This is a genomic window from Proteus hauseri, from assembly GCF_040139125.1.
GTDB classification, from domain to species: Bacteria; Pseudomonadota; Gammaproteobacteria; order Enterobacterales; family Enterobacteriaceae; genus Proteus; species Proteus hauseri_B.
In genome coordinates, this window is sequence record NZ_JBEEUB010000005.1 from 94,231 (window position 1) to 109,821 (window position 15,591).

General features: G+C 37.1%; 15 protein-coding genes. 6 read left to right on the forward strand and 9 right to left on the reverse strand.

What is annotated here, in order from left to right:
• The first annotated feature begins 73 nt into the window (after positions 1-73).
• Positions 74-1,276, forward strand: a complete 1,203-nt coding sequence (locus tag ABN099_RS10190) for a serine hydrolase (protein ID WP_349463628.1) — start codon at positions 74-76, stop codon at positions 1,274-1,276.
• A gap of 139 nt (positions 1,277-1,415) precedes the next feature.
• On the opposite strand, the gene ABN099_RS10195 is transcribed toward ABN099_RS10190, so the two are convergent.
• The 4 genes from ABN099_RS10195 to ybjG all read right to left on the reverse strand — a co-directional run bounded on the left by ABN099_RS10195 (position 1,416) and on the right by ybjG (position 7,741).
• Positions 1,416-3,086, reverse strand: a complete 1,671-nt coding sequence (locus ABN099_RS10195; protein ID WP_349463629.1) for a formate--tetrahydrofolate ligase — start codon at positions 3,084-3,086, stop codon at positions 1,416-1,418.
• Positions 3,087-3,405: 319 nt separating this feature from the next.
• Entirely contained in the window at positions 3,406-4,770 is a 1,365-nt protein-coding gene (locus tag ABN099_RS10200) for an L-serine ammonia-lyase (protein ID WP_349463630.1), read from the reverse strand.
• A 128-nt stretch (positions 4,771-4,898) separates the two neighbouring features.
• Positions 4,899-6,215, reverse strand: a complete 1,317-nt coding sequence (locus ABN099_RS10205; protein WP_349463631.1) for an HAAAP family serine/threonine permease — start codon at positions 6,213-6,215, stop codon at positions 4,899-4,901.
• Between the two features lie 914 nt (positions 6,216-7,129).
• Entirely contained in the window at positions 7,130-7,741 is a 612-nt protein-coding gene (gene ybjG, locus ABN099_RS10210) for an undecaprenyl-diphosphate phosphatase (protein WP_349463632.1), read from the reverse strand.
• A 240-nt stretch (positions 7,742-7,981) separates the two neighbouring features.
• On the opposite strand from ybjG, the gene ABN099_RS10215 reads away from it, so the two are divergent.
• A complete protein-coding gene (locus ABN099_RS10215; protein ID WP_349463633.1) occupies positions 7,982-8,407 on the forward strand; it encodes a secondary thiamine-phosphate synthase enzyme YjbQ in 426 nt (141 codons plus the stop codon).
• A 253-nt stretch (positions 8,408-8,660) separates the two neighbouring features.
• Here ABN099_RS10215 and ABN099_RS10220 read toward each other — a convergent pair whose 3' ends face one another.
• The gene (locus ABN099_RS10220; RefSeq protein WP_349463634.1) at positions 8,661-8,924 is read right to left on the reverse strand and encodes a GrxA family glutaredoxin; all 264 of its coding nucleotides are present in this window, start codon (positions 8,922-8,924) and stop codon (positions 8,661-8,663) included.
• A gap of 170 nt (positions 8,925-9,094) precedes the next feature.
• Between ABN099_RS10220 and ABN099_RS10225 the strand changes: the two genes are divergently transcribed.
• The 4 genes from ABN099_RS10225 to ABN099_RS10240 all read left to right on the forward strand — a co-directional run bounded on the left by ABN099_RS10225 (position 9,095) and on the right by ABN099_RS10240 (position 12,547).
• The gene (locus tag ABN099_RS10225; protein WP_349463635.1) at positions 9,095-9,397 is read left to right on the forward strand and encodes a YbjC family protein; all 303 of its coding nucleotides are present in this window, start codon (positions 9,095-9,097) and stop codon (positions 9,395-9,397) included.
• A 168-nt stretch (positions 9,398-9,565) separates the two neighbouring features.
• Complete coding sequence (locus ABN099_RS10230) at positions 9,566-10,090, forward strand: YbjN domain-containing protein (RefSeq protein WP_349463636.1); 525 nt, start codon at positions 9,566-9,568, stop codon at positions 10,088-10,090.
• A 24-nt stretch (positions 10,091-10,114) separates the two neighbouring features.
• Entirely contained in the window at positions 10,115-11,248 is a 1,134-nt protein-coding gene (gene rlmC, locus ABN099_RS10235; protein WP_349463637.1) for a 23S rRNA (uracil(747)-C(5))-methyltransferase RlmC, read from the forward strand.
• Positions 11,249-11,353: 105 nt separating this feature from the next.
• Positions 11,354-12,547, forward strand: a complete 1,194-nt coding sequence (locus tag ABN099_RS10240; protein ID WP_349463639.1) for a multidrug effflux MFS transporter — start codon at positions 11,354-11,356, stop codon at positions 12,545-12,547.
• Positions 12,548-12,638: 91 nt separating this feature from the next.
• Here the strand turns inward: ABN099_RS10240 and artM are convergent, their stop codons facing one another.
• The 4 genes from artM to artP are packed head-to-tail and all read right to left on the reverse strand — an operon-like array spanning position 12,639 to position 15,520.
• Complete coding sequence (gene artM / locus ABN099_RS10245) at positions 12,639-13,307, reverse strand: arginine ABC transporter permease ArtM (RefSeq protein WP_349463640.1); 669 nt, start codon at positions 13,305-13,307, stop codon at positions 12,639-12,641.
• A complete protein-coding gene (artQ, locus tag ABN099_RS10250) occupies positions 13,307-14,011 on the reverse strand; it encodes an arginine ABC transporter permease ArtQ (protein WP_349463642.1) in 705 nt (234 codons plus the stop codon). The genes artM and artQ overlap by 1 nt, the downstream gene beginning before the upstream one ends.
• A gap of 31 nt (positions 14,012-14,042) precedes the next feature.
• Positions 14,043-14,777: an arginine ABC transporter substrate-binding protein gene (gene artJ / locus ABN099_RS10255; RefSeq protein WP_349463643.1), complete on the reverse strand. Its 735-nt coding sequence runs from the start codon at positions 14,775-14,777 to the stop codon at positions 14,043-14,045.
• 14 nt (positions 14,778-14,791) lie between these two features.
• Positions 14,792-15,520 (reverse strand): arginine ABC transporter ATP-binding protein ArtP, encoded by a 729-nt coding sequence (gene artP / locus ABN099_RS10260; RefSeq protein WP_064719474.1) that lies wholly within the window; start codon positions 15,518-15,520, stop codon positions 14,792-14,794.
• Positions 15,521-15,591 lie beyond the last annotated feature (71 nt).

The following is a 15,591-nucleotide window of genomic DNA, read 5'->3' on the forward strand; positions in this document are numbered from 1 at the left end:
ATGTTGGCGTCTTATTCCAGAAAGCCCTATAGTAGGAAAGCTTTAACAAATTGATATAAAAGGGTGATCGGTAATGAAAAAAAATCTTCCATCCGTACTCGGTAAGGTTACCGCGGGAATGGGTTTACTGCTAATAATTTCTACTCCTGTGTTTGCAGTAAATAATCCTGTGCCTCCTCAAATTGATGCGAAATCTTATGTTTTAATGGATTACAACAGCGGCAAAATCTTAGCTTCAGAACGACCTGAAGAGCGTTTAGACCCGGCAAGTTTAACCAAAATTATGAGTAGTTATGTGGTTGGGCAAGCAATAAAAGAAGGTCGGTTGTCACCTGATGATACTGTTATTGTAGGTCGTAATGCATGGGCGACAGGAAATCCGGTATTAAAAGGCTCTTCACTGATGTTTTTAAAGCCAGGCGATCAAGTAAAAGTTATTGAACTTAATCGCGGTATGGTTATTCAATCTGGTAACGATGCCAGCATTGCATTAGCAGAGCATGTTGCAGGAAGCCAAGAGACATTTGTAGATTTAATGAACTCTTATGCAACTAACTTGGGCTTAAAAAACACGCATTTCAAAACAGTTCATGGATTAGATTCTGATGGTCAATATACTACCGCAGAAGATATGGCATTGCTGACAGCGGCAATGATCCGTGATGTACCTTCGGAATATGAGATCCATAAAGAAAAAGAATTTACGTTCAATAATATTCGTCAGCCAAACCGCAACCGTTTATTGTGGAACAAAAACATGAATGTGGATGGCGTAAAAACCGGACATACAAGTGGTGCAGGTTATAATTTAGTTTCTTCAGCAACTGAAGGCGATATGCGTCTAATTGCGGTTGTTTTAGGAACACCGTCAGATAAAGTCCGCTTTTCTGAAAGCGAAAAATTATTAGGCTGGGGTTTCCGTTTTTATGAAACCGTCACTCCCGTTAAAGAGAATGCGCCATTAACAACACAAAAAGTCTGGTATGGCGATAAAGGCGAAGTGGCGTTAGGGGTTGCCAATGATGCCTCTATAACTATTCCTAAAGGCGAGTTAAAGAATCTGAAAGCTTCATTTACGTTAACTAACCCTGTGTTAGAAGCGCCATTAGCGAAAAACCAAGTTGTGGGTACAGTTAACTTCTTACTGAATGATGAAGTTATTGAGCAGCGCCCATTAGTCGTAAAAGAAGCGGTTGAAGAGGGTGGCTTCTTTAGTCGTATCTGGGATTTTGTGGTTAAAACAGTATCTGGTTGGTTTAATGCTATTTTTGGTTAATAACTAAAGTGTTACTGATAATTTCACCCATAATAAAAGTGCCAGCTATTGCTGGCATTTTTTATGTTATTTTCACTTTTATAATAAAGCTAAATAGGGGAAACACTATTTTTGATGATTGTGTGGGTTAAATAGCAAGCTAAAAAAGCCCATCAATAATGCCATTATTATCAATATTAATCACTGTTGCTGCTGGTGTTTTAGGCAGACCTGGCATCGTCGTGATAGAACCTGTTAATACAACGACAAAACCAGCACCCGCGCAGACATAAGCGTCACGTACATTGATAGAAAAATCAGTAGGGCGACCAAGTAATGTTGCATCATCTGAAAACGAGTATTGCGTTTTAGCCATACATATTGGTAAATCACCAAAACCCATTTTCTCTATGTTATCTAGCATACTACGAGTGTTAGCGCTGTAAGTTACGCCGTTAGCACCATAAATCTCTTTAGCAATAATAGCTATTTTTTCGTTTAATGGGGCATTATTAGGATAGAGTAATTGAAATTGTCCTTGCTCATTCTTAAGCGTATCAACAACTTGATTTGCTAATTCAATACCACCAGCCCCCCCTTTTTCCCACACTTTGGTGATAGCGAAGCGGCAACCTCTAGCTTGGCAAAATTGCTCTATAAGTTGATGCTCTGCTGCGCTATCAGTGATATAAGCATTAAGAGAGACAATAACGGGTAAGCCATACTTTTTAAGGTTTTCTATATGTTTTTCGAGATTCACAATCCCTTTTTCAAGGGCGATAAGATCTTCTTTATTCCACTCGTTTTTGCCTAAACCACCGTTATATTTTAATGCTTTGGTTGTGACAACGATAACGGCACAATCTGGCTGTAATCCACTGATTCGGCATTTAATATCGAAGAATTTTTCAGCGCCTAAATCTGCGCCGAAACCAGCTTCTGTAACGACAATATCAGCTAAACCAAGTGCTAATTTTGTCGCTCTGACACTATTACATCCATGAGCTATATTGGCAAAAGGACCACCATGGACAATAGCAGGGGTATTTTCTAATGTTTGCACTAAATTGGGATTAATAGCATCTTTAAGTAGACTCGCCATTGCACCAACAGCGTTAAGATCTTCAGCGGTTATGGGGTTTCCATCATAAGAATAAGCAACAATAATGCGAGAAAGGCGCTGTTTCAAATCATCAATATCTTGAGCTAAACAGAGAATAGACATCACTTCAGAGGCAACGGTAATCACAAAATTGTCTTCTCTCGTTACGCCATCTTTGGCTCCACCTAATCCTACAACGGTGTGACGTAAAGCTCGGTCATTCATGTCCATACAGCGTTTAAATGAGATTTTTTTGGGATCGATATTTAATTCATTTCCTTGATAAATATGGTTATCAAGCATTGCTGCGAGTAAATTATTAGCAGATGTAATAGCATGAAAATCACCCGTAAAATGGAGATTGAGATCTTCCATTGGTACTACTTGTGCATATCCACCACCTGTTGCTCCGCCTTTAATACCAAAGCAGGGACCAAGAGAGGGCTCGCGTAATGCGATAATCGCATTCTCACCAATATGGTTGAGCGCTTGTCCTAATCCTATCGTGACGGTTGTTTTTCCTTCTCCTGCGGGCGTTGGGTTTATTGCGGTGACGAGCACTAATTTGCCACGTTTTTGGGCGGCTATTTTAGACCAAATGCTGTTACTAAACTTTGCTTTGTACTTACCGTAAAACTCAATATCTTCTTGATCAACATTTAATTTTTTAGCAATATTTTGAATAGGTAAAAGGTGTGCGTCATGGGAGATTTGAATATCTGATTTCATTTTAGCTCTCTTTTTATCCCGTTGATATGTGTCTAATGATTTTTGTTAATCTACGTTAGAAAGTATGTAATTAATGCCCATTTTTTCTTCGTAGTGCGAGACAAATACTTGATGAATCAACTTTAGCTAATAATATAAATATGACCAATATATTGATATGCATGTAAATATTTAGCTTTCGATAATCAGTTTACTATTAAACCATTCAACCACCTTTTTTCAATATGCCAAGTGCAATAAATAAAACTATTTTTAGTTATAAAAAAAGGCGCTGATATCAGCGCCATATTTGATTCTATTGATGTACTAAACGTCAGAATTAATCACAAGAGACTTTAATTGCTAATCCACCTTGAGAGGTTTCACGATACTTAGAATTAATGTCTTTTCCTGTTTCATACATTGTTTCAATAACTTTATCTAAACAGATACGTGGATCACTCACACGACGTAAAGCCATTCGTGATGAGTTAACTGCTTGTACTGCTGCAATAGCGTTACGCTCAATGCAAGGAACTTGAACTTGTCCTGCAACAGGGTCGCAAGTTAATCCTAAGTTGTGTTCCATTGCGATTTCAGCCGCGATACAGACTTGCTCTGGGCTACCACCAAGTAGTTCTGTTAAAGCACCCGCTGCCATTGAGCAAGCAACGCCCACCTCACCTTGACAACCGACTTCGGCACCTGAAATGGATGCATTCATTTTATATAATGAACCAATAACACCAGCGACTAAGAAAAAGCGGCTATAAGAGTTTTCATTTACAGGGCGAATAAATTTATCATAGTAAGAGAGTACTGCGGGGATAATGCCACAAGCACCATTGGTTGGCGCAGTAACTACACGACCCCCTGCTGCATTTTCTTCATTCACGGCAAGCGCATACATATTAATCCAATCGACAACAGTCATTGGATCAGTCGTTGTTTTATCTTCAGTGACTAACATACGACGTAATGCAGAGGCTCGACGTGGTACACGCAATGGTCCAGGTAATAAACCTTCGGTGTTAACACCGCGTTCAATGCCTGATTTCATCACATCCCATATCGCAGCAAAGTGTGCTGAAATCTCTTCTTTACTGCGTAATGCTAACTCGTTTTGCATTACTAATGCCGATAGCGAGAGTCCTGTTTCTTTACAATGGCGGCGTAAATCTGCTGCATATTGATAAGGGTAAGGTACTTGAGCGCTATTCTCTTCTGGTTGACCAAAATGTTCTTCATCAACGATAAAGCCACCACCAATTGAATAATAGGTTTTTTTCAATAAGGTGAGATCACCATTAAACGCGGTGATAGTCATACCATTTTCATGTAACGGTAGATTTGTTGTATGGAAGTTCATGCCACCATTAACGGGGAAATCAACCTCTTTGGCGCCATTAGCAAGCATTAAGCGACCTGTTGTTGCCACTTGCTTCATAAATGGTGCAATGGCATCAATATCAACTGTATCAGGTAAATTTCCGGCTAATCCCATAATAATAGCAATGTCGGTGGCATGTCCTTTACCTGTTAACGATAAAGAGCCATAAACATCAACGATAACGCGGGAAACAGAAGATAGAAGGTTTTTTTCAGCAAGTAAATCAACGAATTCTTTACCCGCTTTCATCGGGCCTACAGTGTGTGAGCTTGAAGGGCCAATACCAATTTTAAAAATATCAAAGACGCTAACCATAATATTCGCCTCCCTAATTTAATTTAAAGGCGCAACTGTGTGATTATTAGAGTGATAAGAGTCAGTCTTGAAAACTAAAACTTGATGATGGTTACTCTCATTATTGAAAGTAACCATCGGATACTTCATTAGCCCATGAAAGAGCTAGCTAAGCTATAGAAAACTGCTGAGATTGCGATAAGACCCATGATTACAACGAATACGTTGCTGATATGACCTTCATATTTCTTCATCGCTGGTACTTTACGGATTGCATACATTGGCATCAGGAACAGTAACATTGCGATAACTGGGCCACCTAATGTTTCAATCATACCAAGGATACTTGGATTTAATGTTGCTACGATCCAAGTTGTTACTAGCATGAACAGAGCAGTGATTTTGTTTAAACGATCTTTCTCAATAGTTTTACCTTTATCACGCAGTGATTTGATAATTAAACCATTGAAACCTTCACGAGCACCAAGATAGTGACCTAAGAATGATTTAGTAATCGCAACGAATGCAATGAAAGGTGCAATATAAGCGATAACTGGTGTTTCAAAGTGGTTAGCAAGGTAAGACAGGATACTAATGTTCTGTGCTTTTGCTTCTGCTAAGTTTTCAGGCGTTAAGCTAAATACGCAGCTAAACACGAAGAACATTACAGTAACAACCATCATAATATGAGCGTAAGCTAAAATGCGTGAACATTTTTTCTCAGCATTTTCACCGTACTCTTCACGTTTTGCTACAGCAAACGCAGAGATGATTGGTGAGTGGTTGAATGAGAACACCATTACAGGGATTGCTAACCACAGAGTAACTAATAGACCTTGACCCATGCCTGAAGTCGTTGCGTGGTCAAAAGAGAGAGTATCAAGAACTGCGCCATTCCACTCAGGAATAAGATACAGGGCTAACACCATCAATACGGCAACAAATGGGAACACCAGCACGCTCATTGCTTTAACAATAGCTTGTTCACCAAAGCGAATAATAGACATAATACCGACGATCAGTACTAGTGATAAAATCGCACGCGGTGGCGCTGACATATGCATTTGGTTAACAATAAAGCTTTCAACGGTATTGGTGATTGCCACACTATAAACAAGCAAAATAGGATAAATTGCGAAGAAATAGAGTAGGGTAATCAGCTTACCTGCGGTTTTACCAAAGTGTTCTTCTACAACTTCAGTAATATCTTCGCCAGGGTTCTTACCTGATAATACAAATCGGCACATACCACGGTGCGCGAAGAATGTCATTGGGAATGCAAGAACTAACATAATAAGCAGAGGAATTAAACCGCCAATCCCTGCGTTAATAGGTAAAAATAAAACACCAGCACCGATAGCAGTACCGTATAAACCTAACATCCACACGGTGTCTGATTTACGCCATGTTTTGTAATCACCTTTGGTGTTACCTGATGTGATAGAACCAGCTTGGGTTGTATCCATAATACTCTCCGAAATAACGCGGTAAAAAAATAATGAAAAAATAAGTGAGTAATAAGTTTCCTTTTATAAAGAAACAAATTGCTGCATAAATTTAATAATGAATAAATGAGTGCATTGAGTATCTGGTGTTATCTCAATATATTCAATTACCACACTAGATAAATCATTAAACTTCAAAAGAATTATGCTCTTCTGAAATTTGAAAAAATATTCAATAAGTTTATAACCAGACTTAAGAGGTGCAGAATATAGTGTTTTTCAGGATAAACTACCGTGATCGTCATCTCAAATGCTAAATATAACTAAAAAACTGGGAATTGTAACATTTTTTATATTTTGTGTTTTTATTGGTCTTTTTTAAAACATTTTGAAATATATTTCTAATTTTGGTTAGACAAAATAATAAACCCAAATAGCTTATTATTAATATATTAATGATATTTTTTATCCTTTTTTGTTTTTTATAAAATAAATGATTAAAATCAATAAGGTTATTTTTGTTCACAATTTAAACATTATTTTAACTTTGCATCAATATGATATTTAACGGTTTTTTATTTTAGGCTGATTGTGTTTAAAGAGGGAGGATGAAATAAAAAACTCACTAAATATGATTATTTATTAATGAACTCAAGTTGTTTTATAAAATTAATATACCAATTTACTATAAGAGAATAGAATATTGCTTATATTTGATACAAATATAATGTTAATAAATTAGTATGATAATTTGTTATATAACGAATATAATAATTTCTGGTTGATTAAAATAACAACAAAATATTTTTTGGATAAAAAATATAATAATAGAAAATAATTTTATTTATATATTAATATATGAGTAGATGCCGTTAAGCTAAATTAAATATAGAAAAAGACCACAATAAGTGTGGTCTTTTTCTACTTAATCTCATTTAAGCTTTGGTCCATCCTTTACGAATAGGATAAGCAAAACAGAGCTGATAGAGTTTTTGTACCCATTGTTGAAGCTTTTCACCACCTTTAGACCAGAAAATCTGGCTTAAACCGCATGAGAGCAGACCAACAATAAAACCACCAACCATATCTATTGGCCAATGCACACCGAGATAGATGCGTGACCAAGCTATCGCAATGCTTAAACCTAGCAGGATACAGCCGATCCGCTTGCTTTGGTGCCAAAATAAGTAGGCTAAAGCAATGGTGAAGACAAACGTGCCATGATTACTTGGAAATGATGGCGTTGGGTTGTGATCTAGGAAGTTATAGCCAATGTTGGCAACAAAAGGGCGGTCATGTGGAGCAATTACACCAATTAGCCAAGAGATGGTGAGCGCAATAGCCAATGAAATCGCAGTCTTACAAACTAAAGCGCGTTGTTGTTTAAGGTGTTTTTCACTTCCCCAAAGCCAATAAAATAATAATGATAATGGGAAAAGGTATACGAGATACTTAGCAATAATGATTGCTAGGTTAACCTCTAAAGGAGAGGATGCCGGTGTCGCATTTATTATCGAAAAAACGGCTAAATTAAGTTGTTCCAGCAAGGTAAGCTCCATACATGTCGTGCTGATAAGCGATGTTTATGATACATAATACGCAAGTCTGTAAGGGTAAATGAGCCAGTAATAGGGGTAAAGAGTATTTTTCTTATTTAATTGTGCTTTTTTCAAAGATATGTCAGTTTTTTTATCAGACCATCTCATTACAGTTAAAAATAAGAAATTACGGTTATCACTATCTTGCTCTCTCGTTCTCTCTCTTCTAATACTCATGAGGTGTAAATAATGTGGATCCAGAAAAAAATCATACTTAATACTAGACCAAGAGGATTTCATTTAATTACACAAGCTTTGATTCAAGAGCTACCGGAACTGAGACAATATAAAATCGGAATTGCTCACTTTTTTATTCAACATACTTCAGCTTCATTAACGATTAATGAAAATGCAGATCCCACGGTGCGTAGTGATTTTGAGAATTTCTTTAATAAAAATGTTAAAGAAGAGGAAGATTATTACCTTCATACCTATGAAGGAAGTGATGATATGCCTGCTCATATAAAAAGCAGTCTATTAGGACAAAGTGCAACAATTCCTATTTCTCAAGGTGAATTGAATATGGGGATATGGCAAGGTATTTATCTTGGAGAGCACCGTAATAATGGTGGGCGTCGTACTATTATTGCAACATTACAAGGAGAGTGTTACTGATTTTTAGGTAATAAAAAACCCGACAGTTATTTCACCAAAGGGGTTGAAACTATCGGGCTCCTCAATATTTGGGGACATCAAAGAAAAGCAGTGGCACTAACTCAGACTACGGTATAGAAAGAAAGTTCGCTGACTAATCAAAAAAAATAGAAATATTTTTTAGAAAATGGGGTAAGTAAAAAAAATAAGAGTGAGCACAGAGAAAGAAACGCTAAAATAGGTTGATAAATAAGCTACTTTAGCGTTTTTTAAATTAGTTGTAGATGCCTAAATGCTCTTTAGCATAAGCTTCAAAATCAGTACAACCACCGATGTGTTTCTCATCAATAAAAATTTGAGGAACAGTTTCAACGGGTTTACCTACTGTTTTAGATAAATCTGCTTTTGAAATACCTTCAGCTTGGATATCGACATAGCGATAATCAAAATCATCACGTTTTTCAGTCAGGGTATCAGCCAATTGTTTTGCACGTACACAGTATGGGCAACCAGGGCGACCAAAAATAACAACAAACATACGACACTCCTTATTGAGAAAATAAAATTCAGGCATAATAGGTTTATTGTTTAACACTATGCCTTTTAATTCGGTTAAACAAAAACAGTTATTGCCTTTTAGTGTGATAAATTATACCAATTTGATAAATAATGAGATAGGACTGCTTTAACGCAATTTGTGGAGAAAATATGGGAAAGCCTTCAAATCGGGATATGCGAACACTATCAGATATGCCAAAACCTATCATAATTATTGAGGTGATTGGTATTGTTCTATTAGTTATGGCTTATCTTTATATCAACCAATATATTACTTCGCCTCAATGGTTTGGTACTTACACCGGGCAACTTACTTTGGTTGCATTGGGTGTTATCTGTATGATCCCACCTGCGATCCATATCGTTTGGCGGGCTTTTCATCGGCTAACTTTTTTAGGTATTGATCAAAAACCTGCTGATAACAAAAAGAAAAGCGATCATCCTGAAAAATAGTACTCTTGTTTTATTGGTAGAGAGTGTGTTGTTTAGCTAATAAAATAGCTCGGTAGATTAACTTAATTTTTTAGATTTTTTATTTATTACTGCCTTCATGCTAGAAAAAGTGGCAAAATAGTGCCAATGCAAAAGGCTCTCTTTTTTTAGCGCTTAAAGGTTATTTTAATGGACGCTGTTGTTACTACAGATCTGGATCAGCTAAAATCTTGGCTGGACGAATTACAGATTGCTTATTATGAATGTGACTCTTGTCAGGCGTTGCATTTACCTCATCTTCAATATATCAATGGCATTTTTGATGCAAAAATTGATATTCTTGAAGATGTGCTCGTTTTTACCGCTATCGCTGAATTAAAACCATCAGCCATAGTGCCATTGATGGCAAATCTTAGTCAAATCAATGCAAGTTCTTTATTTATTAAGACTTTTTTAGAAATCAGTGATGACAATTTACCCAAACTCGTTTTGTGCCAATCACTTTCTGTCGCTGTTGGTATTTCATTTAATCAGTTTGATCTCTTTTTGCAAAAAGCAGAAGAGCAATCAGCTGAGGTGATTAGTGAAATATTTAACAATGGTTTCTTATATGGTGAAAAACAAGAAACTGAAGAAGGTGATGAAGATGAGGGTGAAGACGAAGAAGTCGATATCAGTATTTCATCTACCGACGCTGCCTATACTGTACATTAATCCTTATAACGGTCACAAACTCTTATGCAATGCGCACGATTTAGTGCGGGTGAGTGTCATTCTTGTGAATGGCTCTCTCTTGCTTATCCCGAACAAATTAAGAAAAAACAATACGATTTATTAGAACGGCTCCCAAAAGATTATTCTTTTAATAAACTGACACCAGTTGAAAGCCAACAAATTCAGTTTAGGAATAAAGCTAAAATGGTGGTTAGTGGTAGCGTAGAAAAACCTATTTTAGGTTTAAAACAGCGTGATGGAACTGCTGTCGATTTATGTCAATGTCCACTTTATCCACGCTCTTTTGAGCCCGTTTTCCAAATAATAAAAACCTTTATCGCTAAAGCTGGATTAGTGCCTTATGACATCGAACGTCGTCGTGGTGAACTGAAATTTATTTTACTAACAGAAAGCCGTGTTGATGGTGCAATGATGTTGCGCTTTGTTTTGCGTTCAGAAAAAAAACTTGAACAACTACGCGCTGCCTTACCTTGGTTGCTAGTACAACTTACACAATTAGCGGTTATTTCAGTGAATATTCAGCCTGTGCATATGGCGATATTAGAAGGCGAACAAGAGATAGTATTAACTGAAAAATCTTTTTTAGATGAATCTTTTAATCAGATCCCTCTTCATATTCGTCCTCGTGGCTTTTTTCAAACCAACCCCAATGTTGCTGCTACGCTTTATGCAACTGCTGGCAATTGGGTACGAGAATTAAAAATCTCACGGTTATGGGATCTATTTTGTGGTTCTGGTGGCTTTGGTTTGCATTGTGCCGATAAATCTACTGAATTAACCGGCATTGAAATCAGTCCTGAAGCGATAGAGTGTGCTAGGTTATCAGCCCGTGAATTGGGGCTTGAACATGTTGAATTTCAAGCGCTTGATTCAACAGGTTATGCGCTGGCTAAAGAGGGTGTTCCTGAATTAGTTCTGGTTAATCCACCTAGAAGAGGGATTGGCGAGGCATTATGTGAATACCTTAATAAGATGAAACCACGCTATATTCTTTATTCTAGTTGTAATGCTCAGACTATGGCTAAAGATATTGAGCGTTTATTTCATTATCAGATTGATAGAGTGCAGTTGTTTGATATGTTTCCACATACTTCGCACTATGAAGTGCTGACATTATTGGTATTACAAGACAGTTAAGATATTCATTACAAAAGAGATAATGAGTGTTAGTATAAACTAGTATTTAACGCTCGATGGATAACATCGGGCGTTTTCTTTTTTATTAAATGGGCATTCTATTTTATGCGAAATTTAAAAGCGTTATTGTTAGTTATGGTATTGCTGGGACCCTTAGGAATAGATCTTTATTTACCAACAATACCCGCAATTGCTCAAGATTTAGGTAGCAGTGAATCTCTTATTCAATCGACTATCGCTCTATTTATTTTGGTACTAGGTGTAGGGCAACTTATTTCAGGACCATTGGTAGATAGATTTGGTCGTAAGCCTATTGCCATTCTCGGTATCGTGATTTATATCCTAGGTTCGATTATCGCAACAATTTCGACAGACTCAACGCTTTTTATTATTTCGCGACTATTACAAGCTTCAGCTGTTTGCTGTACTTCTGTGGTTGCCTTTACTTGTGTGCGTGACTGTTTTAATGGAAATGATTCTGCTCGTGTTTTCGGCTTTTTAAATGGCACCTTAAATATTATTCCTGCATTAGCGCCACTATTAGGTGGACTATTAGCCGAATATTGGGGATGGCGAGCGCCTTTTGGCTTTTTAATTTTCTACTCTGTATTCGTTTTAATTTTGATTGCACGGTTTTTACCTGAAACAAAACCTGAAAATATTGCTCAATCACAACAAAAATTAGGTAAAATATATCTTGAGATTTTATGCAGTAAACGATTTTTAACTTTTGCGTTGGTCAATGCAGGTACAATGGGAATGGCTTTAACTTATGTTTCTTTTGCCCCTATCGTATTAATGCATGATGCAGAGTTAACGCCACTGATATTCTCAATTGTCTTTGGTGTTAATGGATTTTGGATAATGTTTGTTAGCTTTTATGCTAATCGAATTATTCACCGCGTCGGTAGACCAATCTGCCTTATTTTAGGTGGTGGATTAATGGGATTAGGTTGTATCAGTTTATTATTAAGCTTAATTTTTATTCCTACTGAAATACAGAATCATTGGCTTATTTATATGCTTCCCGTGGCAATGGCTTGTGCTGGATTAGCATTTATAATGGGACCTGCAACCAGTTATGCACTTGAACCTTATTCGCAAACCGCAGGTATTGCATCCGCTTTAGTTGGTTTTATACAAATGGCGGGTGGCGCGGTATTGGGTTTAACTGCATTAGCGTCACCAGTACAACCTAAATTAGCGTTAGCTGTTGTGATGTTAATTGGTAGTTTATTAGCATGGAATGCTTATCGAGTAAGTCATAAAGAAGCTTTAATAGAAAAACAGACCCGATAAAAATAGCTTTATCATTTTTTTATCATAAAAAAACACCCCGCAATATTTTATTTTGGGGTGTTTTTAAATCTAGCATTTCGTTTGATAATCTTTAGTTGCGATGTTCAAACTCTAATGCTTTTTTCTCTATCAGTCGCATGATAAGCGTTAATAAGCCATTAATGCACAGATAAATAATACCCGCAGCGACAAACACCATGACATCATAGCTTTGTCCAAAGACTTGTCGGCTATAGCCCGTTAATTCAAGTAAAGTAATCGTGCTTGCTAATGAGGTACTCTTAAATATTAGTACAACTTCATTTGAATAAGAAGAAAGCGCACGTTTAAAGGCATAAGGCAAAATCACTCTCGATGTTTGCAGCGGTGACATTCCTAACGCTTGGCAAGATTGCCATTGTCCTTCAGGTATTGCGCGTACTGCACCATGGAACAGCAAGGTTGAATATGCAGCACTATTAAGTGCTAGAGTGACCATTGCACAAAACCAAGGTGTTGAAAATAACTCCCAAATGAATGGATAGTTTTTTAATGCTGGAAATTGCCCAGGACCATAATAGATTAAGAAAAACTGTACCAATAAAGGTGTACCAGTAAATAAGGTAATATAAGCTTTTACTATAGGCGTAATAATCGGCGTTTTTAGTGAAAGTATAAACGTCATTAGTACGGATAAAGTAAATGCCACCAATAAGGCAACAAAAGTTAAGGATAAACTAGTCGGTAACCCCGGCAGAATAGCAACAATATAATCCCACATTATGAGGCTCTCCGTTCAAATCGGGTCGTTCTCATCTCTAACCACTTAAGGATATATTGGCTGACTAAAGTAATTGCCAGATAAATAAGAGCAACAATGCTATACCATGTAAATGGTTCTTGAGTTCTATTGGCAATACTTTGTGTCTGTAACATCAAGTCATTTACACTAATCAATGAAACGAGTGCAGTATCTTTGAGCAATACTAACCACTGATTTCCTAATCCGGGTAATGCATGACGCCACATTTGAGGCATGATAAAGCGAAAGAAGATACTCGCGCGTCCCATTCCAAGTGCTTGACCTGCTTCCCATTGCCCTGAAGGTACTGCTTTTAATGCACCACGTAATGTTTGAGATGCATAAGAAGCATAGAGCAACGAAAGCGCGATCACACCACAATAAAATGGTAACGAATCGGTATCGTTAAAGTCGATTTGAAGAGTGAGTGAGCCGATTTCAATACCGTCCATTAGCATCATGACACCTTGTAAGGTGCCATAATAGACAAAGAGAACCACCAGCATTTCTGGTAGTCCTCTAATCAGCGTTACCCAACATGTTCCTAGAAAAGCAAAGGCTTTCCATCTTGCGGATTCCCAAGCGGTAAACAGCATGGCAAGAACTAATCCGATAATAAGAGCGGAAATAGCAAGTGAGACCGTTGTAACGGCCGCACCTGCTAGAGTTGTTATTTCATTCATTTATTAAGCTATTGTTGTTATTTAAATATTATTATTCAAACCATTTTTTATAAATGACATCATAAGTACCGTCGGCTTTTACTTCAGCTAATGCTTTATTTAATTTATCTTGTAAATCTGCATTGCCTTTTCTTACCGCGATTGCAAGACCTGTACCGAAGTAGTTAGGATCTGCAACTTTATCGCCTACAATACCTAATTCAGGATTTTTCTTCAGCCATTCATTAACAACGGCAGTATCACCGAAGATAGCCTCAATACGACCATTTTTAAGGTCTAATACTGCATTTTGGTAGCTATCATAAGGAACTGTTTTCATCTCTTTATGTTCTTCATTGATGAATTTCTGATGCGTTGTTCCGTTTTGAACACCAATTTGTTTGCCTTTCAAGCCCGCAACGTCAGAGATTTTACCTATTACTGTAATAAATACAGCAGAGTTATCATAGTAAGAGTCTGTAAAATCAACTTGTTTTTGACGCTCTGGCGTAATATCGATACCCGCCATTAATGCTTCAAAACGACGAAACTTCAGGCTAGGAATTAAGCTATCAAATGACTGATTAGTAAATGTACATTCAGCATTAATTTTTTCGCACATTGCATTTGCTAAATCGACATCAAATCCCACAATTTGGTTATTCGCATCAATCATTTCAAATGGAGGATAAGTTGCTTCTGTTGCAAAACGGATTGTCTCTTTATCAGCCGCGGTTGCAGAAAGTGTAATACTGGTCAGAAGTGCTGCAAATAATATCTTTTTCATTGTCAGATCCCGATTTAGTGTGACAAATAATTAGCAAAAGCTTCCGTTTGTGGAGCGATAAAATGATGATTATCACCTTGCTCTATAATACGGCCGTTTTCCATATATACAACTTTGCTCGCGGCTTTGCGCGCAATTTCGACTTCATGAGTAACAATAACTTGAGTAATACCTGTTTCAGATAACTCACGAATAATATCAACAACCTGAGCTGTAATTTCAGGATCTAATGCCGCAGTAGGTTCATCAAACAACAGAACTTGTGGTTCCATCATGAGTGCTCTTGCTATTGCGACACGTTGCTGCTGACCACCTGATAAATGCAAAGGGAAGCGTCCTGCATAATCACTTAAACGTAAACGTTCAAGTAATTTCATGGCTTTCTCTTTGGCTTGCGGTTTTGATAAACCTAATACACGACAAGGTGCTTCAATTAAATTATCAAGAACCGTCAGGTGTGGCCATAAATTATATTGTTGGAACACCATACCGACATTTTGGCGTAAAGTACGAATAGCCTTTGCATTAGGTTGTTGGCTAAAGTCAAAATTTAAGCCAGCAATCTCTAATTCGCCAGAGCGAGGCATTTCCAATAAATTAAGAACTCTCATTAAAGAACTCTTGCCTGCACCACTTGGTCCTAACAGGACCATTGTTTCACCGGCAGAGCATTCTAGATTAATATCATAGAGTGCTTGGTGCGAACCGTAGAAACAATTTATATTTTTTAATTGAATACTCATGCGTTTTTTCTGAATAGTCATTAACTGTTTCGAATAATAAAACGGTGAGAATAATTATGCAACTAAAACTG

What these genes read in the sequence shown, in the direction of transcription:
- ABN099_RS10190 (WP_349463628.1), top strand. Translation starts at nt 74, where the DNA reads ATGAAAAAAAATCTTCCATCCGTACTCGGTAAGGTTACCGCGGGAATG.
- ABN099_RS10195 (WP_349463629.1), bottom strand. Translation starts at nt 3,086, where the DNA reads ATGAAATCAGATATTCAAATCTCCCATGACGCACACCTTTTACCTATT.
- ABN099_RS10200 (WP_349463630.1), bottom strand. Translation starts at nt 4,770, where the DNA reads ATGGTTAGCGTCTTTGATATTTTTAAAATTGGTATTGGCCCTTCAAGC.
- ABN099_RS10205 (WP_349463631.1), bottom strand. Translation starts at nt 6,215, where the DNA reads ATGGATACAACCCAAGCTGGTTCTATCACATCAGGTAACACCAAAGGT.
- ABN099_RS10215 (WP_349463633.1), top strand. Translation starts at nt 7,982, where the DNA reads ATGTGGATCCAGAAAAAAATCATACTTAATACTAGACCAAGAGGATTT.
- ABN099_RS10220 (WP_349463634.1), bottom strand. Translation starts at nt 8,924, where the DNA reads ATGTTTGTTGTTATTTTTGGTCGCCCTGGTTGCCCATACTGTGTACGT.
- ABN099_RS10225 (WP_349463635.1), top strand. Translation starts at nt 9,095, where the DNA reads ATGGGAAAGCCTTCAAATCGGGATATGCGAACACTATCAGATATGCCA.
- ABN099_RS10230 (WP_349463636.1), top strand. Translation starts at nt 9,566, where the DNA reads ATGGACGCTGTTGTTACTACAGATCTGGATCAGCTAAAATCTTGGCTG.
- rlmC (WP_349463637.1), top strand. Translation starts at nt 10,115, where the DNA reads ATGCAATGCGCACGATTTAGTGCGGGTGAGTGTCATTCTTGTGAATGG.
- ABN099_RS10240 (WP_349463639.1), top strand. Translation starts at nt 11,354, where the DNA reads ATGCGAAATTTAAAAGCGTTATTGTTAGTTATGGTATTGCTGGGACCC.
- artM (WP_349463640.1), bottom strand. Translation starts at nt 13,307, where the DNA reads ATGTGGGATTATATTGTTGCTATTCTGCCGGGGTTACCGACTAGTTTA.
- artQ (WP_349463642.1), bottom strand. Translation starts at nt 14,011, where the DNA reads ATGAATGAAATAACAACTCTAGCAGGTGCGGCCGTTACAACGGTCTCA.
- artJ (WP_349463643.1), bottom strand. Translation starts at nt 14,777, where the DNA reads ATGAAAAAGATATTATTTGCAGCACTTCTGACCAGTATTACACTTTCT.
- artP (WP_064719474.1), bottom strand. Translation starts at nt 15,520, where the DNA reads ATGAGTATTCAATTAAAAAATATAAATTGTTTCTACGGTTCGCACCAA.